Below are 21,258 nucleotides of genomic sequence, written 5' to 3'. Positions count from 1 at the left end.
GGAATGCACTCATGAAGAAGATCATCACCATCGGCGAGATCGTCGTCGAGATCATGGCCGTCGAGCCGGGCAACGGTTTCACCAGCGCCATCCCGCTGGTCGGCCCCTTCGCTTCCGGCGCGCCGGCGATCTTCATCGACCAGGTCGCCAGGTTCGGCCAGCCCTGCGGCATCGTCTCGGCGGTCGGCAATGATGATTTCGGCGTGCTCAATGTCGAGCGCCTGCGCAGCGACGGCGCCGACGTGTCGGCCATCGGCGTGCACCCGACGGCAGCCACCGGCAGCGCCTTCGTGCGCTACCGGCCGGACGGCAACCGCGACTTCATCTACAACATCCGCCACAGCGCCTGCAGCGCCATCGGCCTGACGCCGGAAGCTGAAGCGCTCATCGACGGCGCCGACCACCTGCACATCATGGGTTCGGCGCTGTTCTTCGACGGCATCGTGGCGGCGATCTTCGAAGCGACACGGCGCATCAAGGCCAAGGGCGGCACCGTCTCCTTCGACCCCAACATCCGCAAGGAGATGCTGGACCTGCCCGGAATGCGCGACGCCCTCGCGCACGCCTTGGAGAACACCGACCTGTTCATGCCGAGCGGCGCGGAGATGTTCCTGTTCACCAAGGCGACCGAGGAACGGGCGGCCGTTGCCGAACTGCTAGATCGCGGCATCAAGGCCGTCGTCGTCAAGCGTGGCGCCGACGGCGCCAGCCATTTCGATCGCACCGGTGAAGTGTCCGCCCCTGCCTTCAAGGTCGAGGAGGTCGATCCGACCGGCGCCGGCGACAGCTTCGGCGCTGCCTTCGTCACCTGCTGGCTGCGTGGCATGGAGCCCGCCAAGGCGCTGACCATCGCCAACGCCACCGGCGCGCGCGCCGTCAGCGTCAAGGGGCCGATGGAGGGTACCTCGACAATGGCCGAGATCGAAACCTTCCTGCACAGCCAAGGAGTTGCGGCATGAGCGCGACCAGCACACTCGCCGGCCTGCCGGCCCGCTTTGCCAGGGGTGAGCGCGGCGGCATCACTTCGATCTGCTCGGCGCATCCGCTGGTCATCGAGGCCGCTCTTCTGGAAGGCATCGCCACCGGAACGGATGTGCTGATCGAGGCCACCTGCAACCAGGTCAACCAGGAAGGCGGCTATACCGGCATGACGCCGGCGGATTTCCGCCGCTTCGTCGAGGACATTGCAGCCCGCCTCGGCTTCGACACCGGCCGCCTGATCCTCGGCGGCGATCATCTCGGCCCCAATCCGTGGAAGCACCTGCCCGCCGAAGAGGCGATGCAGCGGGCCGACGTCATGATGGATGCGTTCGTGCGTGCAGGTTTCACCAAGATACATCTCGACACCTCGATGGGTTGTCTTGGCGAGCCGGTGGCTCTGCCCGACGCGGTGACGGCCGAGCGCGCGGCTCGGCTCGCCAAGGTGTCGGAACAGGCAGCGGCCGCGGCCGGCTACGACCTGCCGGTCTATATCATCGGCACCGAAGTGCCGATCCCCGGCGGTGCGATGGAAGCGCTCGACCATCTGGAGCTGACCACGCCGGCCGCCGCCATCGAGACGGTCGAGGTGCATCGCCGTGCCTTCGCTGCACTCGGGCTTGAGGCCGCCTTCGCTCGCGCCATCGGCGTGGTGGTGCAGCCGGGCGTCGAGTTCGGCAACGAGAACGTCGTCGTCTACGACAGCGCCAGGGCCAGGGCCTTGAGCGGCGTGCTGGGGCAGATGCCGCAATTCGTCTTCGAGGCGCATTCGACCGACTACCAGCCGCAGGAGGCGCTGTCGGCACTGGTCCATGACGGCTTCGCTATCCTGAAAGTGGGACCCGGCCTCACTTTTGCCCTGCGCGAGGCCCTGTTCGGCCTCGACCAGATCGCCGCCTTCCTCGACCGCCTGCCGGAAGAGGAGACCCTGCGCGGCAAGATGGAGAAGCTGCTCCTGGCCGAGCCGAAGAACTGGGAGAAATACTACCATGGCGACGCCGACGACCTGCGCCTGCAGCGCCATTTCTCCTACAGCGACCGCATCCGCTACTACTGGCCGCACCCGCAGGCCTCGGCCGCGGTCGATGCCTTGCTCAAGCGGCTCGAAGGCCGCGTCATTCCCGAGACGCTGATCAGCCAGAACCTGGCGACACTTTACCCCGCGGTCGCTGCCGGCAAGGTCAGTGCCACCCCTCACGCCTTGATGGTCGAGGCCGTGCGCAACGTCGTGCGCAGCTACAATAGCGCTGCCTTGTCGCTGCAGACGGCCTGATCGGATCGCCGGGTGAATCCGGGAAGGCCGCGTCGGAAACGCCAGTGCGGCCTTCAGCTTCCTGACGACATTTCCGTTGCTGCGGCGACGATCGCCCGCCTCAGCCAGACATGCCGGGATGCGTCCTGCTGGCGCGCGTGCCATGCGAGGCTCATGGTGAAAACTCCGAGATCGAGCGGCGGCGGCAACGCCGCGAAGCGCCCGATGGTGGCGGCGGCGCGTGCTAGGCTGGAAGGCAGCGTCATGACGAGGTCGGAGCGGGCAGCGATCTCGACTGCTGCGAAGAAGTTTGGAACGCGCAGCTTCACCCGCCGTGTCTGCCCCATCCGCGCCAGCGCCTCGTCGACGGGCGCGGGGCCCGACCCGGTAACGCTCACCACGATATGCTCCAGCGTCAGGAAGCGCTCGAGTGTGAGTTTTCGGGCAAGTGCCGGATGCTGCGTTCGCATCAGGGTGACCAGCTCTTCGTCATAGAGGCGCCGTCGCTGGATGCCGGCCGGCGCATTGTCGATCAGTGCCACCATTGCGTCGGCGCCGCCATGCTCCAGTGCTGCGAATCCGTCGGTGCCGGGGGCGGCGACCTCGAGATCGAGCGACGGCGCTTCGCGGGCGAGGCGGGCAAGCAGATGTGGTGCGAGCACGGCGGCCTGGAGGTCGGGCATCAGCAGGCGGATACGACCCGTTGCAGTGGCGGGGTTGAACGCACTGGCTTCCAGCATGTCGCCGATGCCCGCCAATATCCTGCGCAGATGAGGGCGCAATTCCTCGGCGCGGGCGGAAAGCATATAGCCGCCAGCTCCATCGACCAGCAGTGCATCTGAAAACAGCGCGCGCAGCCGTCCCAATGCCCGGCTCGCTGCCGGCTGGCTCATGCCCAGCCGCTGCGCTGCCCGCGTCACGTTCCTTTCCTCCAGCAACGCTTCCAGCGCCACCAGCAGGTTGAGGTCGATCCGGCGTAAATCCACTTCGTGCATGGTGACTATATATACCATGCATTGGACGCATGGAATTGCCGCACCTACCATTCTCCTGTCGAACGAAAGGAGACAGTCATGCATGTCGTGCTTGGAGCAAACGGACGCGCCGGCGGCGAGGTCGCGCGAGCCCTCGTCGAACGCGGCGCTGCGGTGCGTGTCATCCTGCGCCGCAGGGAACAGGCTGATCGCTGGATAGCCCTCGGCGCCGAAGTGGCGCTTGCAGACATCGAGGATGCCGAAGCGATGGCGGAGGCATTGAAGGGAGCTTCAGCAGCATTCCTGCTCAACCCGCCGCCGGTGAGCGGCGATCCCTATGCGCAGACCGAGGAACGCGGCAAGGCGCTTGCCAAGGCGGTACGGCAGGCTGGTCTGCCCAGGGCCGTGGTGCTGTCGTCCATCGGCGCACAACATCCAGCCGGCACAGGCGTGATAACCACACTCAACCGGTTCGAGACGTTGCTGGAGGCAGTTGCTCCGGCAATGGTCTTCCTGCGCTCGGGCTATTTTGTCGAGACATGGGGCGAGGTGGCGCAAGCCGTCCTGTTGCAAAACACGCTGCCGACCTTCATCGAACCCTCGTTGAAGATCCCGATGGTGAGCACGCTCGATGTCGGGCGCGTTGCGGCAAGCCTGCTGGTGGAAGACTGGAGCGGCAGGCGCGTCCTCGAGCTTGGTGATAACTGGAGCGCCGGCGACGTCGCCTCGGCCTTCGGCGATGTTCTGGGCCGCCCGGTGGCGCCGGTGTTCGTGCCGCCGGAAGGTCGCGCCGCGCTTCTGGCCGAAGAAGGTGTCCCAGGCGAGGTCGCCGCCGCGCTCCTCGGCATGTATGAGGGTATCGCCAATGGCCTGTTCACGCGTGAGAGCAGCAGCGAACATCGCCTCGGCGCGGTTTCACTGACGCCGGCGATAGAGCGGATTGTCGCGAAGGCCGGCGGCCGCTGAGTGTATCTGTTCCCGCAGGAGCCGACATGGAGGCGCGCCGGCGCTTTCGGACTTCTGTCGCTCTGCCAGGGAAAATGGCCATCGCCGAGGAGCTGCGGTCAACCCCAAAACATATCGGCCGGGCTCGCCACGAGATGACGAGCCCGGCCGACAGCCCCCGTTCAGAATTTGACGCTCAGCGTGCCCTTGAAGCCATGATCCCGCGAACCGGAGGCGAACTGGCCGCTGTAGGTCAGGCCGAGGGTGACGTTGTCGGCAGGCCGCCAGCTCGTGCCGGCTTCGAGCAGGAACGCATCCCGGGCGATCGGCACGCCGCTGATGTTGAACAGATCGCTGCCCTTGAGGGCGAACCCTTCGCTTGGCACCACGCCGCTATAGGCATGTTGCCAGCCGACCATGCCGTCCAGGCGCAGGGTCGTGCCGCCCAGCACCACGTCTGTCCCGGCCCGCAGGCCGAGCGTGGTGTAGGGGATGTTGCGCGTTTCGCCATTGCTGGTCAGCGCCGCCGCACCGCCGCTTTCGGTGAAGCCATCCGTGTCGAGATGGACGAAGGCGACGTTGGCGAAAGGCTCGAAGGTCACCCTGTCCATCACCATCGCGTAGCCGACCTCTCCGAACGCGTAGGTGGTCGACGCGTCGTAGCTGGCTGACAGTTTGTCGGCGAAGCCGCCGAAGGCGACGCTGCGGTCCGTCTTGACGTCGTGCCAGCTGTGGCCGACGCCGAAGCGCAGCCCGATGGCGTCGAGCTGGGTGCCGGCATAGGCCATCAGGTGATAGCTGTTGGCCGAACCGGAGGACTTGCGGGCGTCGACGTCGAAGGAGGTGCGCGAGTAGCCGCCGGCGACACCGACACGCCAGTTGTCGCCCATGGCGCCGTCGAGGCCGAACAGCACGCCGCCGAGCGAGTGTTCGAGCCGGGCGGCGTTGCCGTCGCCGGAGAAGCTGCCCCAGCCGCCGAGCGCTTCCGACCATGCCGCGAAGCGTTCGCTCTTCGGCGCCTCCTGGTAGCGGGTGAGCAGCGGATCCTTGAGGTCGACGGCACCGCCCTTCGCGGCCGGATCCATCGGTGCTGGCGCCGACGACTGATCGGAGAAGCCGGACATGATGCGCCCGACCATCGTCCGGCGGATCATTTGGCTTTCGTCGATCAGTGCCGAGGTCATGCTCGGGTGGATCTCGCCCGACAACTGGTCGAAGGCGTCACGTGCCTGCGCAACCGAACCGTTGAGGATCTCGGCGGCGATCGGATTGGCCGGATCGAGCGTTTCCACGGCGGTACCGACGCTGCGCTGGTTGGCTGTCTGGCCAACGCTCGGCAGCGCGACACCGTTGCGCTGCACCTGCAACTGCACCGCTGTCGGCTGGTAGGCCAGGCTGGCCGTCAGGAAGCCTGAATTGACGGCCGCGCTCAGGCCGCTGAAGGTTCCGGTGACGCCGCCGCCGGAGGTCACGATCGTGTAGACCTGGTTGGGGTTCAGCAGTCCCGCGACGTTGACCTGGCCGCCGCCGATCGTGGTCGTGCCGCTGGTTACAAGCTGGTCGCTGGCGCCGGCGACATTGGCGTCGATCGCCAGGATCGAACCACCCGCAAACCCGGTATTGCCGGTGACCGTCAAGGTGCCGATCGGATTGGTTCCAGTCCCCGTGCACCAGGCGCAACCGTCGCGCCCGATCCGGCATTGACGCCGCCGACGGTTCCGGTTCCAGCGAGCGTTCCACCCGCCGCGATGGCGACGCTCGAATTGCCGATCGAGCCGGTGACGTTGAGGGTTCCGCCAGTCACCGTGGTCGGTCCGCTGTAGGTGCTGGTGCCCGAAAGCGTCAGCGTGCCGATGCCGGTCTTGTCGATGGCGATGCCGCCGGCACCGTCGACGATGGCCCCTGCGAAATTGCCGGCGCCGATGCCGATGGTGGCGAGCGCGCCGCCGCCATTGGTGATGGTGCCCCCCGCCGCTCCGGTCAGGTTGGCAACGGTTGCGCCGAAGCCGTTGACGTCAACGGTTCCCTGTGCGCCGACATTCAGCGTCGTGCCGGCGCCCGAAAGCAGCGATCCGGCCGCCGCGTCGGCCAGCTGAAGCGTGCCGAAGTCGGCAGAGATGGTGGCGCCGGCTCCTATCGACGCACCGGCGCCGCCGAGCGCGACAGTCCCCGTATTGCCGGTTGAGCCGATATGGAGGTCCGCCCCGGCGCCGAGCGCCAGCGGCCCGGCCAGACCGGCGGTGATGCCGGTGCCGGCCGAAACCGTCGCATCCACCCCGGCGCCGAGTCCAAGCGCGTTGTTGAAGGTGCCGTTGGCACCGAGCACCAGTTGCGTGCCCGTCGCCAGTGTCGCCGGGCCGCTGCCAAGTGCCCCGGTGTTGCCGGCGATCACGGTGCCGGCGTTGATGGCGAGACCGCCGGTGAAGGTGTTGGCGCCGTTGAGCGCCAGCGTACCGGCCCCGGTCTTGGTCAGGTCGAAGCCGCCGGAGACGACCCCGCCCAGCGCGCCGTTGCCGGCGGCCACGTCGAGCGAGGCGTTGCCGGTCAGCGCGATGTTGTTGGCCAGCGTGACACCGGCTCCCAGCCCAAGCGTCGTGCCGTTGGCGAGCGAGACGGGATTGGCGGCCGCGCCAAGGGCGGTGTTGCTGCCGGCCACCAGCGTTCCGCCATTGACGGCGACGGCACCGGTGAAGCTGTTGTTGCCGCTAAGTGACAATATGCCGGTGCCGCCCTTGTCGAGGCTGATGTTGCCGGTGATGGCGCCGGCGAAATTGCCGGCACCGACGCCGAGCGTGGCTGCTGCCCCGGCATTGGCGATGACGCCGCCGGCGGCACCGGTGAGGGTGCCGACCGTGGCGCCGAAGCCGTTGAGGTCGACCTGGCCGGCCGCCCCGACATTGAGCGTCGCATTGCCGAGGCCGGCGCCGATGGTGGCATCGGCCAGTTGCAGGATGCCGTTGTTGGCCGACAGTGTCGCCCCCGCGCCGATGGTGGCGCCGCCGCCCAGCGCCACGGTGCCGTTGTTGGTGGCCGTGCCGATGCCTAAAGTGGCACCGGCGCCGAGGTTCAGCCCGCCATTCAGCGTTGCCGTCAGGCCTGCCCCTGCCGACACCGTGCCGCCGAGGCCTGCGCCGACGCCCAGCGCGTTGCCGAAGGTTCCGGCGACACCCAGCGTCAGCTCGCCGCCGCCGCCGAGGTTCACCGGACCGGTGCCCAGCGCATTGAGGTTCGCCGCCAGCACGGAGCCGGCGCCGTTGATGTTGAGCCCGCCATTGAACGTGCTGGCGCCGCCGAGCGTGAGTTGGCCGGTGCCGGTCTTGTTCAAGGCGATGTTGCCGTTGATCGCGCCATTGTAGGTGCCGGCACCGCCGACACCGAGTGTGGCTGCCGCTCCGGCATTGGCGATGACGCCGCCGGTGGCGCCGGTGAGCGCGCCGACCGTCGCGCCGAAGCCGTTGAGGTCGACAGTACCGGTTGCACCGACATTCAGCGTGGCGTTGCCGAGGCCGGCGCCGATGGTGGCATCGGCCAGTTGCAGGATGCCGTTGTTGGCCGACAGCGTCGCCCCCGCACCGATGGTGGCGGTGCCCCCCAGCGCCACCGTGCCGTTGTTGACAGGCGTGCCGATGCCAAGCGTCGCGCCCGCACCGAGATTGAGCCCGCCGCCGAGTGTTGCCGTCAGGCCGCCAGCGGCCGACACCGTGCCGGTTGCCGCGGCGCCGACACCCAGCGCGTTGTTGAAGGTGCCGTTGACGCCCAGCGCCAGCTCGCCGCCGCCGCTGAGGTTCACCGCGCCGGTGCCGAGCGCGCCGGTGTTGGTGGCCAGCACCGTGCCGGCGCCGATGGCAAGGCCGCCATTGAACGTGCTGACGCCGCCCAGGGTGAGCAGGCCGGCGCCGGTCTTGCTCAGTCCAATGTTGCCGTTGATCGCGCCATTGTAGGTGCCGGAACCGACACCGAGCGTGGCTGCCGCTCCGGCATTGGCGATGATGCCGCCGGTCGCACCGGTGAGGGTGCCGACAGTGGCACCGAAGCCGTTGAGGTCGACATTACCGGCTGCGCCGACATTGAGTGTTGCGTTGCCAAGTGCGGCGCCGATGGTGGCATCGGCCAGCCGCAGCGTGCCGTTGTTGGCTGACAGTGTTGCGCCGGCACCGATGGTGGCGCCACCGCCCAGCGCCACGATGCCGTTGTTGGTGGCGGTGCCGATGCCGAGGGTTGCCCCGGCGCCGAGGTTCAACCCGCCGCCCAATGTTGCTGCGATGCCGGTTCCTGCCGACAGCGTGCCGCCGGCAGCGACAGCGAGCGCATTGTTGAAGGTGCCATTGGCACCCAGCGTCAGCTCGCTGCCGACATTGAGGTTCACGGCACCCGTTCCGAGCGCGCCGGTATTGGTGGCCAGCACCGTGCCGGCACCGATGGTGAGGCCACCATTGAAGGTGCTGGCGCCGCCCAGGGTGAGCAGCCCGGCACCGGTCTTGTTCAGGGCGATGTTGCCGTTGATGGCGCCACTGTAATTACCGACACCGACGCCGAGCGTTGCCGCTGCTCCGGCATTGGCAATGACACCGCCGGTCGCACCGGTGAGGTTGCCGACCGTGGCACCGAAGCCGTTGAGGTCGACATTACCGGCTGCGCCGACATTGAGTGTTGCGTTGCCAAGTGCGGCGCCGATGGTGGCATCGGCCAGCCGCAGCGTGCCGTTGTTGGCTGACAGTGTTGCGCCGGCACCGATGGTGGCGCCACCGCCCAGCGCCACGATGCCGTTGTTGGTGGCGGTGCCGATGCCGAGGGTTGCCCCGGCGCCGAGGTTCAACCCGCCGCCCAATGTTGCTGCGGTGCCGGTTCCTGCCGACAGCGTGCCGCCGGCAGCGACAGCGAGCGCATTGTTGAAGGTGCCATTGGCACCCAGCGTCAGCTCGCTGCCGACATTGAGGTTCACGGCACCCGTTCCGAGCGCGCCGGTATTGGTGGCCAGCACCGTGCCGGCACCGATGGTGAGGCCACCATTGAAGGTGCTGGCGCCGCCCAGGGTGAGCAGCCCGGCACCGGTCTTGTTCAGGGCGATGTTGCCGTTGATGGCGCCACTGTAATTACCGACACCGACGCCGAGCGTTGCCGCTGCTCCGGCATTGGCAATGACACCGCCGGTCGCACCGGTGAGGTTGCCGACCGTGGCACCGAAGCCGTTGAGGTCGACATTACCGGCTGCGCCGACATTGAGTGTTGCGTTGCCAAGTGCGGCGCCGATGGTGGCATCGGCCAGCCGCAGCGTGCCGTTGTTGGCTGACAGTGTTGCGCCGGCACCGATGGTGGCGCCACCGCCCAGCGCCACGATGCCGTTGTTGGTGGCGGTGCCGATGCCGAGGGTTGCCCCGGCGCCGAGGTTCAACCCGCCGCCCAATGTTGCTGCGGTGCCGGTTCCTGCCGACAGCGTGCCGCCGGCAGCGACAGCGAGCGCATTGTTGAAGGTGCCATTGGCACCCAGCGTCAGCTCGCTGCCGACATTGAGGTTCACGGCACCCGTCCCGAGCGCTCCGGTATTGGTGGCCAGCACCGTGCCGGCACCGATGGTGAGGCCACCATTGAAGGTGCTGGCGCCGCCCAGGGTGAGCAGCCCGGCACCGGTCTTGTTCAGGGCGATGTTGCCGTTGATGGCGCCACTGTAATTACCGACACCGACGCCGAGCGTTGCCGCTGCTCCGGCATTGGCAATGACACCGCCGGTCGCACCGGTGAGGGTGCCGACCGTGGCACCGAAGCCGTTGAGGTCGACATTACCGGCTGCGCCGACATTGAGTGTTGCGTTGCCAAGTGCGGCGCCGATGGTGGCATCGGCCAGCCGCAGCGTGCCGTTGTTGGCTGACAGTGTTGCGCCGGCACCGATGGTGGCGCCACCGCCCAGCGCCACGATGCCGTTGTTGGTGGCGGTGCCGATGCCGAGGGTTGCCCCGACGCCGAGATTGAGCCCGCCGCCCATCGTCGCCGTCAGTCCGGCGCCGGCCGATAGTGTGCCATTGAGGTTGGCGCCGACGCCGAGCGCATTGTTGAAGGTGCCGTTGACGCCCAGCGTCAGCTCACCGCCGCCGCTGAGGTTGACCGCGCCGGTGCCGAGCGCATTCAGGTTCGTCGCCAGCACCGAGCCTGCGCCGATGTTCAGGTCGCCGCTGAAACCGGTATTGACCCCGCCCAGCGTCAGTTGTCCGGTACCGGTCTTGGTGAGTGCGGAACTGCCATTGATCGTTCCGGTCAGCGTGCCGACGCCTGCTCCTACATTGAGGGAGGCCGCCCCGCCCAGGTTCAGGTTCTTGCTGATCGTCCCGCCGGGGCTGATGCCGAAAGAGGCGCCGGCGCTGAGGTTCAGCGCCGCACCGGCCCCCAGGGCCGCATCGCTGTTGGCGGTAAGGGCCCCCCCATTCAGAATGGTGACGTTGCCTGTGAAGGTGTTGGTGCCCGACAGGGTCAGCGCGCCGCCGACCTGCAGGCCGAGATTGCCGGTGATGTTGCCAGCGAAGTTGCCGCCATTGACGGTGATGTTCGCGGCATCGCCGGTGTTGGTGAGGATGCCTCCGGCAGCCCCTGTGAGGGTGCCGATGGTGGCGCCGAAGCCGTTGAGGTTGACGGAGCCGGCACCGCCGACATTGAGCGTCGCGCCGGCAAGCTGCGCGCCGATCGATGCGCTGCCGAACGTCACCGCGCCGAAATCCGCCGACAGGGTTGCGCCTGCGCCGATGCTGGCGGGGCCGGACAAGGTCAGGCCACCGGTGGCTCCCGCCGAGCCCAGCCCGAGCGCTGCGCCAGCGCCGATGTTCAGGCCGCCGGTCAGGTTGACGTTGAGGCCGTTGCCGGCGGACAGGCTGTTGCCTGCCCCGGCGCCGACATTGATCTGGTTGGCCAGGGCACCGCTTGCGCCGAGCGTCAGGCCGCCGCCGCCGAGCGAGATGGCGCCGGTGCCGACGGCGCCGAGATTGGTCGCCAGCACGCCGCCGCCGTTGATGGCCAGGCCGCCTGTCGAAGTGTTCGAGCCGGACAGGGTGAGCAGCCCGGCGCCGGTCTTGACCAGCGAGCCGCCGGCACCGGTGATGTTGCCGCTGAAAACGGTGCTGGCCCCGTTGCCTCCGAGTGTCAGTGCCTTGGCGCCGAGATCGACCGAACCGGTTCCCGTCAGCGAGCCGATGCTCATGCCCGTGCCGGTGAGGCCGCCTATGTTGAGGCTGCCGGTGCCATTGAGGTTGACCTGCGCACTGCCGCCACTGGCGGCGCCGGTGAAGGCGATGCTGCCGCCGGCATTGGCGGTGATGGTGGCGCTCCCAGCAGTGCTGTTGCCGCCGAAATTGATGGAACCGCCCGTTGCTGCGGTGATGTTGGCGCTGGCGGCGGTGCTCGTGCCCGAGAAATTGACGCTGCCGCCCGTTGCGAGGATCCCGGACGTCGCGGCCGTGCTCGATCCGGAGAAGTTGACGATACCGCCGAGATTGGAATTGATGACCGCATTGGCGGCGGTCGTGCCGGTACCGCTGAACGACAGCGTCCCGGTTCCGCCGCCGACACCGGAAGCGGTGAAGGTTTGCGGCAGCGCGGAATTGTTCTGGATTCCGGCTCCGTTGATGTCGAGGGAAACGCTGCCCAGGCCCGTGCCGGCAAGTCCGAATGCATAGCTGGGGGCGGTTGCGCCGAAATTGATGCCGCCGACCGTGCTGGAGCTGCCTGGGGTGAACAGGACGCCCGGCGAGACGGAGAGGTTGAAGGTTGCCGTACCGGTGGGAACCGTGCCGCCTATCCAGGAGGTCCCGGCATCCCAGGGGGCCGCCACGACACCACCAAGCCAGGTCGCATCCTGGGCGGATGCCGGACTGATCGGATACGCAACCGTAAGCGCCAGAGTAGAAGCACTGAGAAGCAGAGTAGAACAACCGAAACGATGAGAAAGGCTGTAATGCCGCATCATGACCCCTCTTCGTGGAAGTATCTGGATTTACCTCGTCAAGTCCTCGCCCCAGCCCGTTGATGATGACGCTGCCTCCCCATAGGCGCGCCAAGACTCGTGCCCTCAACAGATCGTTGAGGGTTGAAGAAAATATTGGAGAAATGATTTACGCGTTAAGCAAGACCATTTTGTTCATAGTGGCACATAATATGATTCGTTTCGACTGTAAGAATGTACTAAATGATTGGTGGATTTATTTTATACATTGAATGATATTTAAAAAGGTTATTGTATGCATGTTTACTTGTTTTCTGACATTAAATTATTGTTACAAGATATGACTTGAAAGATTTTCAAAACCAAAATCCAGTTTAAAGGAAAATAAGGATTTAAAGTATATCCGATATTCGATTGAGATTGATGTGGAGCGGAACCATTTTTTTCTTTGAGAGAGCGGGAAGATATCGCCGAAATCCGTATCGGAATGTTTCCGTTCTGTGCAATCGAGATCCTGAAAGATGCGCGTCACCCGGCTCGATGCAAGCGGGCAGGATGGCTGCGTTCTCGGCGCAGGCGATAGCGTGTCTCCGGGCAGCCAAGTCTTGGATGATCCAGGAGGGACCATTTCCGGCCGGAACGCCTCGCTTTTACTGCGAAGAGAAAAAGGATATCTCTCTTCTCGAGACAAGGCTGTTTTGAATAGGCCGCTTATCTATGCGGAGCGGTTTAATTCTGTTTTTTTGTACGACATCGCCAGCCGTACTCGGCTCACCGCCGGCAGTCTGCTGACAGCACGGTCTTGATTTCGACGTGGACCTGTCGAAGCTTCGTCCGCGTCGAAATCAGGGATGAACACCATGGCCACCTTTATCCTGATCGCCGGAGGCTGGCAGGGCGGCTGGGTCTACCAGGCGGTGGCCGAACTGCTGGCCGCCCGCGGGCACGCAGCCTTGCCGCTGACGCTTTCGGGACTTGGCGAAGTCCCGTCCCCGATGGCCAACCTGCAAACGCATATCGGCGAGGCCGTCGATGTCGTGAAGGCGCAGCGCGGCGACGTCGTCATCGTCGGCCAGTCCTATGCCGGCATGGTGGTCAGCGGCGTGGCCGATGCCGATCCGTCCCGTCTCCGCGCAATTGTCTATGTCGATGCCTATGTGCCGGATAGCGGCGACTCCGTCTGGTCGCTGACGACGCCGCGCTTCCGGGACATGTTCGTCACCGGCGCCAGGGTCGACGGGTTGAACTGCATGCCGCCGCCCAATCTCGACCCGCGCTGCCGGCCGCATCCGCTTGCGGCGTTCCTGCAGGCGATCACGCTCGGCGGTCGCTGGCGCGAGGTGCCGCGCAAGGTCTATGTCGGCGCGCATGGCTGGGAAGGCAGCCCGTTCCTCGACCTCTACCAGCGCCTGGGCAACGACCCCGACTGGTCGACCCATTCCCTCGACTGCGGCCACAACGTCGCGCGGCTGATGCCGGAGAGGTTAACCGAGATCCTGCTGGCGCAGGTCTGAACCCTCGCGGCCGGGTTCAGACCCGCCGGGCGAAATGTTCGTAGGTCATCCGCCAGCGATCGCTGTCCGAAACCCTCTCTTCGCCGATCCAGTGAAAGCTGTCGGGTGTGATCTCGGTGAAGCGCCATCGCGTCTTCACACCTCGCGAGTCTTCGCCGACCTGGACGATGTCCTTGCCCTCGGCTCGCCCGATCTGGCGAGAATAGTCCTGGTTGAGCGGGTCGCTCCAGAGGATGTGCCAGCCATCGATCGCTGCATCGAAGACACGCAGGGTCGTGCCGTACATGATGGATGCCTCGGGACGCCGCGGCCTGATCCAGAGATCCTGGATGGCGCGCCCCTCGAGCACCCAGCCGAAATGGATTTCTCCCGGGAGGTTCTCGATCGTGCCGTCGTCACAATGATGGAGCGTTTCCATCTGCCAGCTTCCGATCAGCCAGCCATAGAGCGCCATGTCTTTCGCGCGCTCGGGTGGCGGGCCCTCGGAGGCGAGCGCGGTGAGAAACGCCGTTGCGGTCATGGTCGCAAGCCCTTCCTGCTTCATCGGGGAAGGAAAGTGTTGCACAGTCCTGCTGACACCCCTCCTTCAGGAGGGGAGATGGGGGGCGGCAACGAAACGTCTAGCCGGGAAATGCGATGCTGCCCGCATATGCGATTTAGGAGATTGCCGTGGCACTATTGGGCTGGGCTACGCTGGCATGGCAGGCCGACTACGGTCAGTTCTATCTTGTCGACCGTGAAGACACATCCTTCCTTCCGCCCGAAATCATCACGCCCGAAATGGAGGCACGGCGGTTCTTCGTTCCCGAGGGCGGCCTCGTGGTCTATACCGAGGGAAGCCTCCACCAGCACATCCGCATTCATATCCACGATGCCGTGCCGGATGCTGGCGCGCTGGAGCCGATGAGCGGAAAACCCTGGACACAGGTGGAGACCGTAACGACACGGTTTCCGTCCCGGTCGTTCTCGATTTCGAGCCCTTCCATGCCGGACCCGCTTCCCTGCGGCCCGGCCTTCTTTCTGGATGGCAGCACGGTATCCGTGCGCATCAGCTGGAAGGAATTCCAGGGCAGCCGGGACGAAAGCGTGCCCGTCGAGCCGGATGTGATCGAAATCGCCTTGTGGCCGGCCGAGCAGCGCTTCACCGCGGCTGATACAGCCGGCAGTCATCGCGGAACGGATCAGTGAGGCGGCATGACCGAGCGATCCGACTACCGGGCAGGCGACGATACCGTTCCCGTCATCCCCTATGACACGTTCGAGGCCGCCAACCTGTTCCTCGCCACCGGGCGAACTCCGGAGGAGGTGCTGCCGCTGATCGGCCTGAGCGCCGTCGAATGGACGAGGTTGCGGGCAGCCTACCGATGGTTTCCCACCGCCCTGGGTGACGGCGAGAGGCGCGATTACTTCAAAGAACTGGACGACGCAGCGATCTGCCGGCTGGTGCTGCCGCCGCGATGGCGGTTGCAGGAAGGCGACGAAGCCGACCTGCGTACGACCTGGCATATCCGTGAGGCCGTGCGCCGCAACCCCCGCATAGGGCCTTTCGCTGGTTGCGGCTGGCCCTATGCCTTCATCGCGGCACATCCGGAAGCCACGCTGTGTTGTTACACGCATGACGGAAAGACGGTCTATTTCAATGGGAAGCCGCTGACGAACCGCAAGGGCGAGCGGATCGATGTCGATGCCCCGGGCTTCAGGGCTGTCGAAGGCCGTTGGCTTGCCGACAGGCATCATGTCTACGGCCAGGGGCAATATGGCGCGAACAGGACCTTCTACTGGTATCTCGTCGAAGGCGCGGACGCCACGACGTTCGAGGCGTTGAACCTGCGCTACGCGCGCGACGTCAGGCAGGCCTACTACATCACCGGCAAGACGATCCGTACGAAAAGCCCGGAGGCCTTCGAGATCGTACCGGAGCTGAGGCTCAATTATCGTGACGGAACGCGCGACCCCCTGCATGCCACCAGCGTCATCGCCCGCGACCGCGAGGCGGTGTATTTTTATGGCGCCCGCCTGAAGAACACCCGGCCCGACAGCTTCCGCGTCATCGGTCACGGTTACGCGACGGATGGCGCCACCGTCTGGTTCCTCGACCACAAGAAAGTGGTGGAAAATGTCGATGCCGCGACCTTCACGGTTCCCGGTCCCGGCGAGCCGCATATAGCGGGCCGCCATGGTGGTTCCTGTGTCACCGACCGCCATCGCCCCTATGTCGAGGGCGAACCATGCGACCCGCTGCAATGGATCGAGGACTGGCGTCCGTTCTTCGAGGCGAGGCCTGATCTGAAAGGCTGGTGGTGGCACAAACTCGCCGCATGAGATGCCGGCTTCCACTCCAGCGGAACGCCGATCTTCAACGGGAATGTCGAGGGCTTGTCGGGATCATTCTTGTCGGGTGCAACATAATCGCACCAACCGCCAGCCTCGCGAGCAACTTGCCCGGATGCAGCGCATCACATCCGCCCCTCATATCATACATATGGCGCACAACCCTCTTGCATCAAGGCCCCGACCACGTCGTAGAAGACTGGCCCCTTCTTCTCCTGCACGAGGTGGCAAATGTCCGAACACGAGATCCTCATATCGGGCGCCGGCCCGACCGGCCTGATGCTGGCCGGTGAACTGGCGCTTGCCGGTGTCGATGTCGCGATCGTCGAGCAGCGATCGACCATGGACGTCGCCGGCCGGCGCGCCGGCGGCCTGCATGCGCGTTCGCTGGAAGTGCTCGACCAGCGCGGCATCGTCGACCGCTTCCTCGCCGAGGGCCAGACCTATCCCAATGTCGGCTTTCACGTCGCGCTCGACATCAGCGATTTCCCGACCCGGCACAATTATCTGCTGGCGCTGCGCCAGGAACGCATCGAACGGCTGCTGGCGGACTGGGTCGAGGAACTTGGCGTGCCGGTCCATCGCGGCACCGAAGTTCTGGACATGATAAGGGACGATGACGGTGTCGAGGTTTCGACGGCACAGGACAAGACCTTGCGGGCCGGCTGGCTGGTCGGCTGCGATGGCGGCCGCAGCACGGTGCGGAAACTGGCCGGCATCGATTTTCCCGGCTGGGAGGCTTCGACGAGCTGGCTGATCGCCGAGGTGAGGATGCGGGAGCAGCCGGTGCTCGGCTTCCACGAAACCGCCTCGGGCCGCCATGCCATGGCCATGCTGGATGACGGCGAAACGGTGGCTGTGGTGCTTGCCGGGCAGGATCCGCGTGCCAGTGGCGAGCCGTCGCTGCACGAATTCGCCGTCGCGTTGAAGGCCGCCTACGGTACCGATTTCGGCGTGCATGCGCCGCGCTTCCTGTCCCGTTTCAGCGACGCGGCGCGGCAGGCGCAAAGTTACCGCCAGGGGCGCGTCCTGCTGGCCGGCGATGCAGCGCATATCCATTCCCCGATGGGTGGGCAGGGGCTCAATCTCGGCCTGCAGGACGCGGTCAATCTCGGCTGGAAACTGGCGCGGGTGGCCAGGGGCATATCACCCGAAACGCTGCTCGATACCTATCAGGCCGAGCGACATCCTGTGGCGTTGCGCGTGCTGAAGAACACCATCGCACAGGGCGTGCTGCGTTATCCGGGCGAGCGCACGGCAGTGCTCGGCGACTTCGTCTCCGAACTGCTTTCGCTCGAGGAACCACGCAAACGCTTTGCCGCGATGATGAGCGGCCTCGACATCCGCTACGCGCTTGGCGAGGGCCACCCGCTGCTTGGCCGTCGCATGCCCGATCTCGACATCACGATCGGCGGTGCGTCGACGCGTGTCTTCGCGCTGCTGCACGATGCGCAGCCGGTTCTGCTGAACTTCGGCAACCCGCTCGCGATCGGCAAAGGGGCCGATCGCCTCAAGCGGGTGGACGCGACCTTCGAAGGTTCATGCGAGCTCCCTGTCATCGGTAGGGTCGACAACCCAGCCGCCGTCCTGATCCGGCCAGACGGGCATGTGGCATGGGTCGGGGATGGCAGTTCCGACGGCCTCACCGAAGCCGCTCGCATGTGGTTCTAGAGCAGGTGCCAGGGAACGTGCGAGTCATACTTCCGGATCGGACAGCAGCCACGACCGGACCGCCGCAACCGGCAACGGAAAGCGCGGCTTGCGCGGTGTCACCACATAATAGGCGCGGTCGCTTTGCATGATGACGCCGAACGCATCGACGAGCCGCCCGGCGGCAAGGTCGGCCTCGACGAAACCGCGGCTTGCCAGCGCGATGCCCTGGCCGCCGAGCGCGGCATCGATGGCCAGCGCGGTCTGGTTGAAGTGCATGCCTTTGTTGCCGCCGGCATCGGGACGCCCCGACAGCGTCTCGATGAATTCGGGCCAGCGGCTGTGAGCGTCGTGGAGAAGCACGTAGCCATCGAGCCTCTCTGCCGGCAGCGGCGCTTTCGTGCCGGCCAGCAGCATCGGGCTGCAGACGCCGACAAGTTCTTCGCGGAAGAGCAGGTCGGCCTCGAGCTGAGGGCCAGCTGGTGCCGGGCCATAGCGGACGGCGATGTCGATGCCTTCCGGCTGGAAGCTGGAAATCCGGTCGGTGGCGACGATGCCGAGGCTGAGCTCGGGATGAAGTGCCGCGAAGCCTGGCAGGCGCGGCAGCAGCCATTTCGAAGCGAAGGTCGGGGTGACGCTGATGGAGAGACGGACAGGCTGAGGCCGCAGCGCGGCGGTGCCTTCGACGATGAGCTCGAAGGCACGCCGGATGGTGCCGGCGTAGGCCCGGCCCTGGTCGGTCAGCGCCAGCGTCCTCGGCAGCCGCAGGAACAGTTTCAGGCCTAGCGAATCCTCCAGTCCGCGTACATGCTGCGCGACGGCTCCCTGCGTCACGCCCAGTTCTTCGGCGGCAAGCCGGAAGTTCAGGTGGCGGGCCGACGCCTCGAAGGCGCGCACGGCATTGAGTGAGGGAAGTTGGCCTGATCGCATCCAGTAGTTTTTCTATTGGAAAATCATAAGGAAACTGGTTCGAATACCTTTGGTGAAAGGCGTATCAGAACCAGCCGGTTTTCGGAAGGAAGCACAATGACTGTAGAAAAAGTAGCGGTTAGCACCGTTGGGACTGTAGAAAAAGTAGCGATTGTCACGGCAGGCGGCAGCGGCATGGGTGCGGCTGCGGCGAAGCGCCTGGCCAGGGACGGATACAAGGTCGCCATCCTGTCGTCGTCCGGCAAGGGCGAGGCGCTCGCGGCGGAGCTCGGCGGTATCGGCGTGACCGGGTCCAACCAGTCGAACGACGACCTCAAGCGGCTGGTCGATGCAACGGTTGCGAAATGGGGCCGCGTCGACGTGCTGGTCAACAGCGCCGGTCACGGCCCGCGCGCGCCGATCCTCGACATCACCGACGAGCAGTGGCACCAGGGCATCGATGTGTATTTCCTGAACGTCGTCCGCCCGGTCCGCCTCGTCGCCCCGATCATGAAGGCGCAGCGCAAGGGCTCGATCGTCAACATCTCGACCGCCTGGGTCAGCCAGCCGTCGGCGATGTTCCCGACCTCCGCGGTCGCCCGCGCCGGCCTTGCCGTCTACACCAAGATCTTCACCGACACCTTCGCCGCCGACAACATCCGCATGAACAACGTGCTGCCGGGCTGGATCGACAGTCTCCCGGCGACCGAGGAGCGCCGCGACAGCGTTCCCATGCAGCGCTACGGCACCAGCGACGAGATCGCCGCCGCGATCGCCTTCCTGGCGTCGGACGAAGCCTCCTACATCACCGGCCAGAGCCTGCGGGTCGACGGCGGCCTGATCCGCTCGGTGTAACGCTGCGTTCGGGGAGCGTATGCGCGCCTTGCCTTCTCCCCTTGTGGGAGAAGGAACCGGAGCCCCGTTCGGGTCAGGTGAACACCGTGTTCGCGGCGCCGCGCTTGGCGCTGCGGACGGCACGTGCAAATGTCGCCGCATCACCGGGAGTTTGCATATGCCGATCCATGACCTGTTCACATTCCTTCCCTCGGCGCGACGCGCCGGGGGCTGAGGCATGGAACGCTCCAATGGCATCCACCACGTCACGTTGATCACGCGCGATGTGCAGGCCAATGTCGATTTCTACGTCGGCTTCCTCGGCTTGCATCTGGTCAAGCGCACCGGCGGCTATGAGGACGGCCAGCAGCTGCATTTGTTCTACGGCGACGGAGAGGCTTCACCAGGCTCGTTGGTCACTTTCCTGCTCTGGCAGGACGGCGCGCCCGGCCGCGCCGGCCTCGGCCAGGTATCGGAGATCGCCTTTGCCGTGCCGGCGGCAGAGATCGGCGGCTGGCTGGTGCGGGCGCTCGACAAGGGCGTGCCGGTGCAGGGTCCGCTGCGCGAGTTCGGCGAGCCCGTGCTCCGACTGAAGGACCCGGACGGTTTCATCGTCAAGCTTGTCGGCGTCGCTGAAGATGGTTCCGATATCGCCGTCGGCAGGCTGCGCGCGGTCACCATCCTCACCGGCGATGCCGAGGAGACCGCCGCCTTCGTGCGCCGCTTCGGTTATGAGCCGGGGCCTGTCGCTGAAAACATCCAGCGCATGCTGTCGAAAAATGACGCCATCGATGTGCGCAACGCCGCCGGCTATGTGCCTGGCCTGCCGGGCACCGGCACCGCCGACCACGTCGCCTTCCGGGCTGCGGATGTGGCGGCCCTCCAGGATGTCGAAGCCTCCCTCTCGCGGCTGAACTCGTCGCCGACGACCGTTCACGACCGCAAATATTTCACCTCGCTCTATGTGCGCGAGCCTGGCGGCACGCTGTTCGAGCTGGCGACTGACGGGCCGGGCTTTGCAATCGACGAACCGCCCGGCCATCTCGGCGAGAGCCTGTTCATTCCGCCGCACGATGCCGTGCGAGCCGAGGATCTGCGGGTCATGCTGCCGCAGTTCGCCTTGCCCGGCGAGCCGCGCCTGCCCAGGCGCGACCTGCCTTTCGTGCATCGTTTTTTCACGCCTGAGGAACCCGACGGCAGCACCCTCGTCCTGTTGCATGGCACCGGCGGCAGCGAGGCTGACCTGATGCCTCTGGCGCATCGCGTCGCGCCGCGCGCCACGTTGCTGGGCGTGCGCGGACGCAGCCACGAGGAAGGCATCGCCCGCTTTTTCCGGCGCCTGTCGCCGAAGGTGTTCGACCAGGCCGACATCCGCTCCGAGGCCGAGGCCTTCGAGGCTTTCATGGCCGGCGCGATCTCGGGCTACGGGCTGGATCCGGGGCACATTGTTTTCCTCGGCTATTCGAACGGCGCCAACTTTGCCGCCGCCGTCATGGGCCTGCATCCGGCCGTGATCCGCCGCGCCATCCTGCTCAGGGCGGTGCCGGTGCTCGACCCGCTGCCCGGGGCCGATCTGACGGGAAGCGAAGCCCTGGTCATCAGCGGCGAGCAGGACCCGTTCGGCGACGGTGCGCCGGCGCTTGCCGATTGGCTGGCGAAACACGGCGCCGGCACCGAATATCGCACGGTTGCCGCCGGCCATCAGCTGACGGCCGACGACGAAGCAATCGCGCAAAGCTGGCTTCGGCAAATGCATCCCGGCCACCCGACATCTGCCGGATAGCGATCATCTCCGTATCGATCAGCGCGAGTTGCAGGTCGCCATAGAAGCCGAGCCCTTTCCGGCGCCATAGCGCGATGAGGCTGGCGGGAAGAATGTGCTCATAGGCAGAGACGAGCTCACGATCGGCCGGCGAAACCTGCCTCGATGGAGGGTGCGTCTTCACG

Annotated in this window: 14 protein-coding genes; 9 read left to right on the top strand and 5 right to left on the bottom strand. The window is 66.0% G+C overall.

Going from position 1 to position 21,258, the window contains the following annotated elements; genetic code table 11:
- Positions 1-11: 11 nt before the first annotated feature.
- Together ACFJIU_RS21305 and ACFJIU_RS21300 are read left to right on the top strand one after the other, a co-directional pair.
- The gene (locus ACFJIU_RS21305; protein WP_379063269.1) at positions 12-959 is read left to right on the top strand and encodes a sugar kinase; all 948 of its coding nucleotides are present in this window, start codon (positions 12-14) and stop codon (positions 957-959) included.
- Entirely contained in the window at positions 956-2,251 is a 1,296-nt protein-coding gene (locus tag ACFJIU_RS21300) for a D-tagatose-bisphosphate aldolase, class II, non-catalytic subunit (protein WP_379063267.1), read from the top strand. Before ACFJIU_RS21305 ends, ACFJIU_RS21300 begins: the two co-directional genes overlap by 4 nt.
- 53 nt (positions 2,252-2,304) lie before the next feature.
- Here the strand turns inward: ACFJIU_RS21300 and ACFJIU_RS21295 are convergent, their stop codons facing one another.
- Positions 2,305-3,225 carry a LysR family transcriptional regulator gene (locus tag ACFJIU_RS21295; protein ID WP_379073186.1) on the bottom strand — a complete coding sequence of 307 codons (921 nt, stop codon included), beginning with the start codon at positions 3,223-3,225 and terminating at the stop codon, positions 2,305-2,307.
- Between the two features lie 78 nt (positions 3,226-3,303).
- On the opposite strand from ACFJIU_RS21295, the gene ACFJIU_RS21290 reads away from it, so the two are divergent.
- Positions 3,304-4,170: an NmrA family NAD(P)-binding protein gene (locus ACFJIU_RS21290; RefSeq protein ID WP_379063265.1), complete on the top strand. Its 867-nt coding sequence runs from the start codon at positions 3,304-3,306 to the stop codon at positions 4,168-4,170.
- 161 nt (positions 4,171-4,331) lie between these two features.
- On the opposite strand, the gene ACFJIU_RS21285 is transcribed toward ACFJIU_RS21290, so the two are convergent.
- Complete coding sequence (locus ACFJIU_RS21285) at positions 4,332-5,786, bottom strand: autotransporter outer membrane beta-barrel domain-containing protein (RefSeq protein WP_379063263.1); 1,455 nt, start codon at positions 5,784-5,786, stop codon at positions 4,332-4,334.
- Positions 5,783-12,097 carry an autotransporter-associated beta strand repeat-containing protein gene (locus tag ACFJIU_RS21280; protein WP_379063261.1) on the bottom strand — a complete coding sequence of 2,105 codons (6,315 nt, stop codon included), beginning with the start codon at positions 12,095-12,097 and terminating at the stop codon, positions 5,783-5,785. The genes ACFJIU_RS21285 and ACFJIU_RS21280 overlap by 4 nt, the downstream gene beginning before the upstream one ends.
- Before the next feature lie 836 nt (positions 12,098-12,933).
- Here ACFJIU_RS21280 and ACFJIU_RS21275 point away from each other — a divergent pair.
- Entirely contained in the window at positions 12,934-13,587 is a 654-nt protein-coding gene (locus ACFJIU_RS21275) for an alpha/beta fold hydrolase (protein ID WP_379063259.1), read from the top strand.
- A gap of 16 nt (positions 13,588-13,603) precedes the next feature.
- Here ACFJIU_RS21275 and ACFJIU_RS21270 read toward each other — a convergent pair whose 3' ends face one another.
- Positions 13,604-14,107 carry a hypothetical protein gene (locus ACFJIU_RS21270; protein WP_379063257.1) on the bottom strand — a complete coding sequence of 168 codons (504 nt, stop codon included), beginning with the start codon at positions 14,105-14,107 and terminating at the stop codon, positions 13,604-13,606.
- A 149-nt stretch (positions 14,108-14,256) separates the two neighbouring features.
- Between ACFJIU_RS21270 and ACFJIU_RS21265 the strand changes: the two genes are divergently transcribed.
- From ACFJIU_RS21265 to ACFJIU_RS21255, 3 genes are all read left to right on the top strand, one after another.
- On the top strand, positions 14,257-14,775 hold the full coding sequence (locus tag ACFJIU_RS21265) for a hypothetical protein (protein ID WP_379063255.1): 519 nt from the start codon (positions 14,257-14,259) through the stop codon (positions 14,773-14,775).
- Between the two features lie 6 nt (positions 14,776-14,781).
- The gene (locus ACFJIU_RS21260) at positions 14,782-15,909 is read left to right on the top strand and encodes a DKNYY domain-containing protein (protein ID WP_379063253.1); all 1,128 of its coding nucleotides are present in this window, start codon (positions 14,782-14,784) and stop codon (positions 15,907-15,909) included.
- A 240-nt stretch (positions 15,910-16,149) separates the two neighbouring features.
- Complete coding sequence (locus ACFJIU_RS21255) at positions 16,150-17,589, top strand: FAD-dependent monooxygenase (RefSeq protein ID WP_379063251.1); 1,440 nt, start codon at positions 16,150-16,152, stop codon at positions 17,587-17,589.
- Between the two features lie 24 nt (positions 17,590-17,613).
- Here the strand turns inward: ACFJIU_RS21255 and ACFJIU_RS21250 are convergent, their stop codons facing one another.
- Positions 17,614-18,498: a LysR substrate-binding domain-containing protein gene (locus ACFJIU_RS21250; protein ID WP_379063249.1), complete on the bottom strand. Its 885-nt coding sequence runs from the start codon at positions 18,496-18,498 to the stop codon at positions 17,614-17,616.
- Between the two features lie 96 nt (positions 18,499-18,594).
- Between ACFJIU_RS21250 and ACFJIU_RS21245 the strand changes: the two genes are divergently transcribed.
- Entirely contained in the window at positions 18,595-19,332 is a 738-nt protein-coding gene (locus ACFJIU_RS21245) for an SDR family oxidoreductase (protein WP_379063247.1), read from the top strand.
- Between the two features lie 217 nt (positions 19,333-19,549).
- Complete coding sequence (locus tag ACFJIU_RS21240) at positions 19,550-21,094, top strand: VOC family protein (RefSeq protein ID WP_379063245.1); 1,545 nt, start codon at positions 19,550-19,552, stop codon at positions 21,092-21,094.
- Positions 21,095-21,258 lie beyond the last annotated feature (164 nt).

This window comes from Mesorhizobium sp. UC74_2 (genome assembly GCF_042701485.1).
Lineage (GTDB): Bacteria > Pseudomonadota > Alphaproteobacteria > Rhizobiales > Rhizobiaceae > Mesorhizobium.
Note: the sequence above shows the minus strand (reverse complement) of the source record. Positions and strands in the feature narration are given on the sequence as shown.

What these genes read in the sequence shown, in the direction of transcription:
- ACFJIU_RS21305 (WP_379063269.1), top strand. Translation starts at nt 12, where the DNA reads ATGAAGAAGATCATCACCATCGGCGAGATCGTCGTCGAGATCATGGCC.
- ACFJIU_RS21300 (WP_379063267.1), top strand. Translation starts at nt 956, where the DNA reads ATGAGCGCGACCAGCACACTCGCCGGCCTGCCGGCCCGCTTTGCCAGG.
- ACFJIU_RS21295 (WP_379073186.1), bottom strand. Translation starts at nt 3,225, where the DNA reads ATGCACGAAGTGGATTTACGCCGGATCGACCTCAACCTGCTGGTGGCG.
- ACFJIU_RS21290 (WP_379063265.1), top strand. Translation starts at nt 3,304, where the DNA reads ATGCATGTCGTGCTTGGAGCAAACGGACGCGCCGGCGGCGAGGTCGCG.
- ACFJIU_RS21280 (WP_379063261.1), bottom strand. Translation starts at nt 12,097, where the DNA reads ATGATGCGGCATTACAGCCTTTCTCATCGTTTCGGTTGTTCTACTCTG.
- ACFJIU_RS21275 (WP_379063259.1), top strand. Translation starts at nt 12,934, where the DNA reads ATGGCCACCTTTATCCTGATCGCCGGAGGCTGGCAGGGCGGCTGGGTC.
- ACFJIU_RS21270 (WP_379063257.1), bottom strand. Translation starts at nt 14,107, where the DNA reads ATGACCGCAACGGCGTTTCTCACCGCGCTCGCCTCCGAGGGCCCGCCA.
- ACFJIU_RS21260 (WP_379063253.1), top strand. Translation starts at nt 14,782, where the DNA reads ATGACCGAGCGATCCGACTACCGGGCAGGCGACGATACCGTTCCCGTC.
- ACFJIU_RS21255 (WP_379063251.1), top strand. Translation starts at nt 16,150, where the DNA reads ATGTCCGAACACGAGATCCTCATATCGGGCGCCGGCCCGACCGGCCTG.
- ACFJIU_RS21250 (WP_379063249.1), bottom strand. Translation starts at nt 18,498, where the DNA reads ATGCGATCAGGCCAACTTCCCTCACTCAATGCCGTGCGCGCCTTCGAG.
- ACFJIU_RS21245 (WP_379063247.1), top strand. Translation starts at nt 18,595, where the DNA reads ATGACTGTAGAAAAAGTAGCGGTTAGCACCGTTGGGACTGTAGAAAAA.
- ACFJIU_RS21240 (WP_379063245.1), top strand. Translation starts at nt 19,550, where the DNA reads ATGGAACGCTCCAATGGCATCCACCACGTCACGTTGATCACGCGCGAT.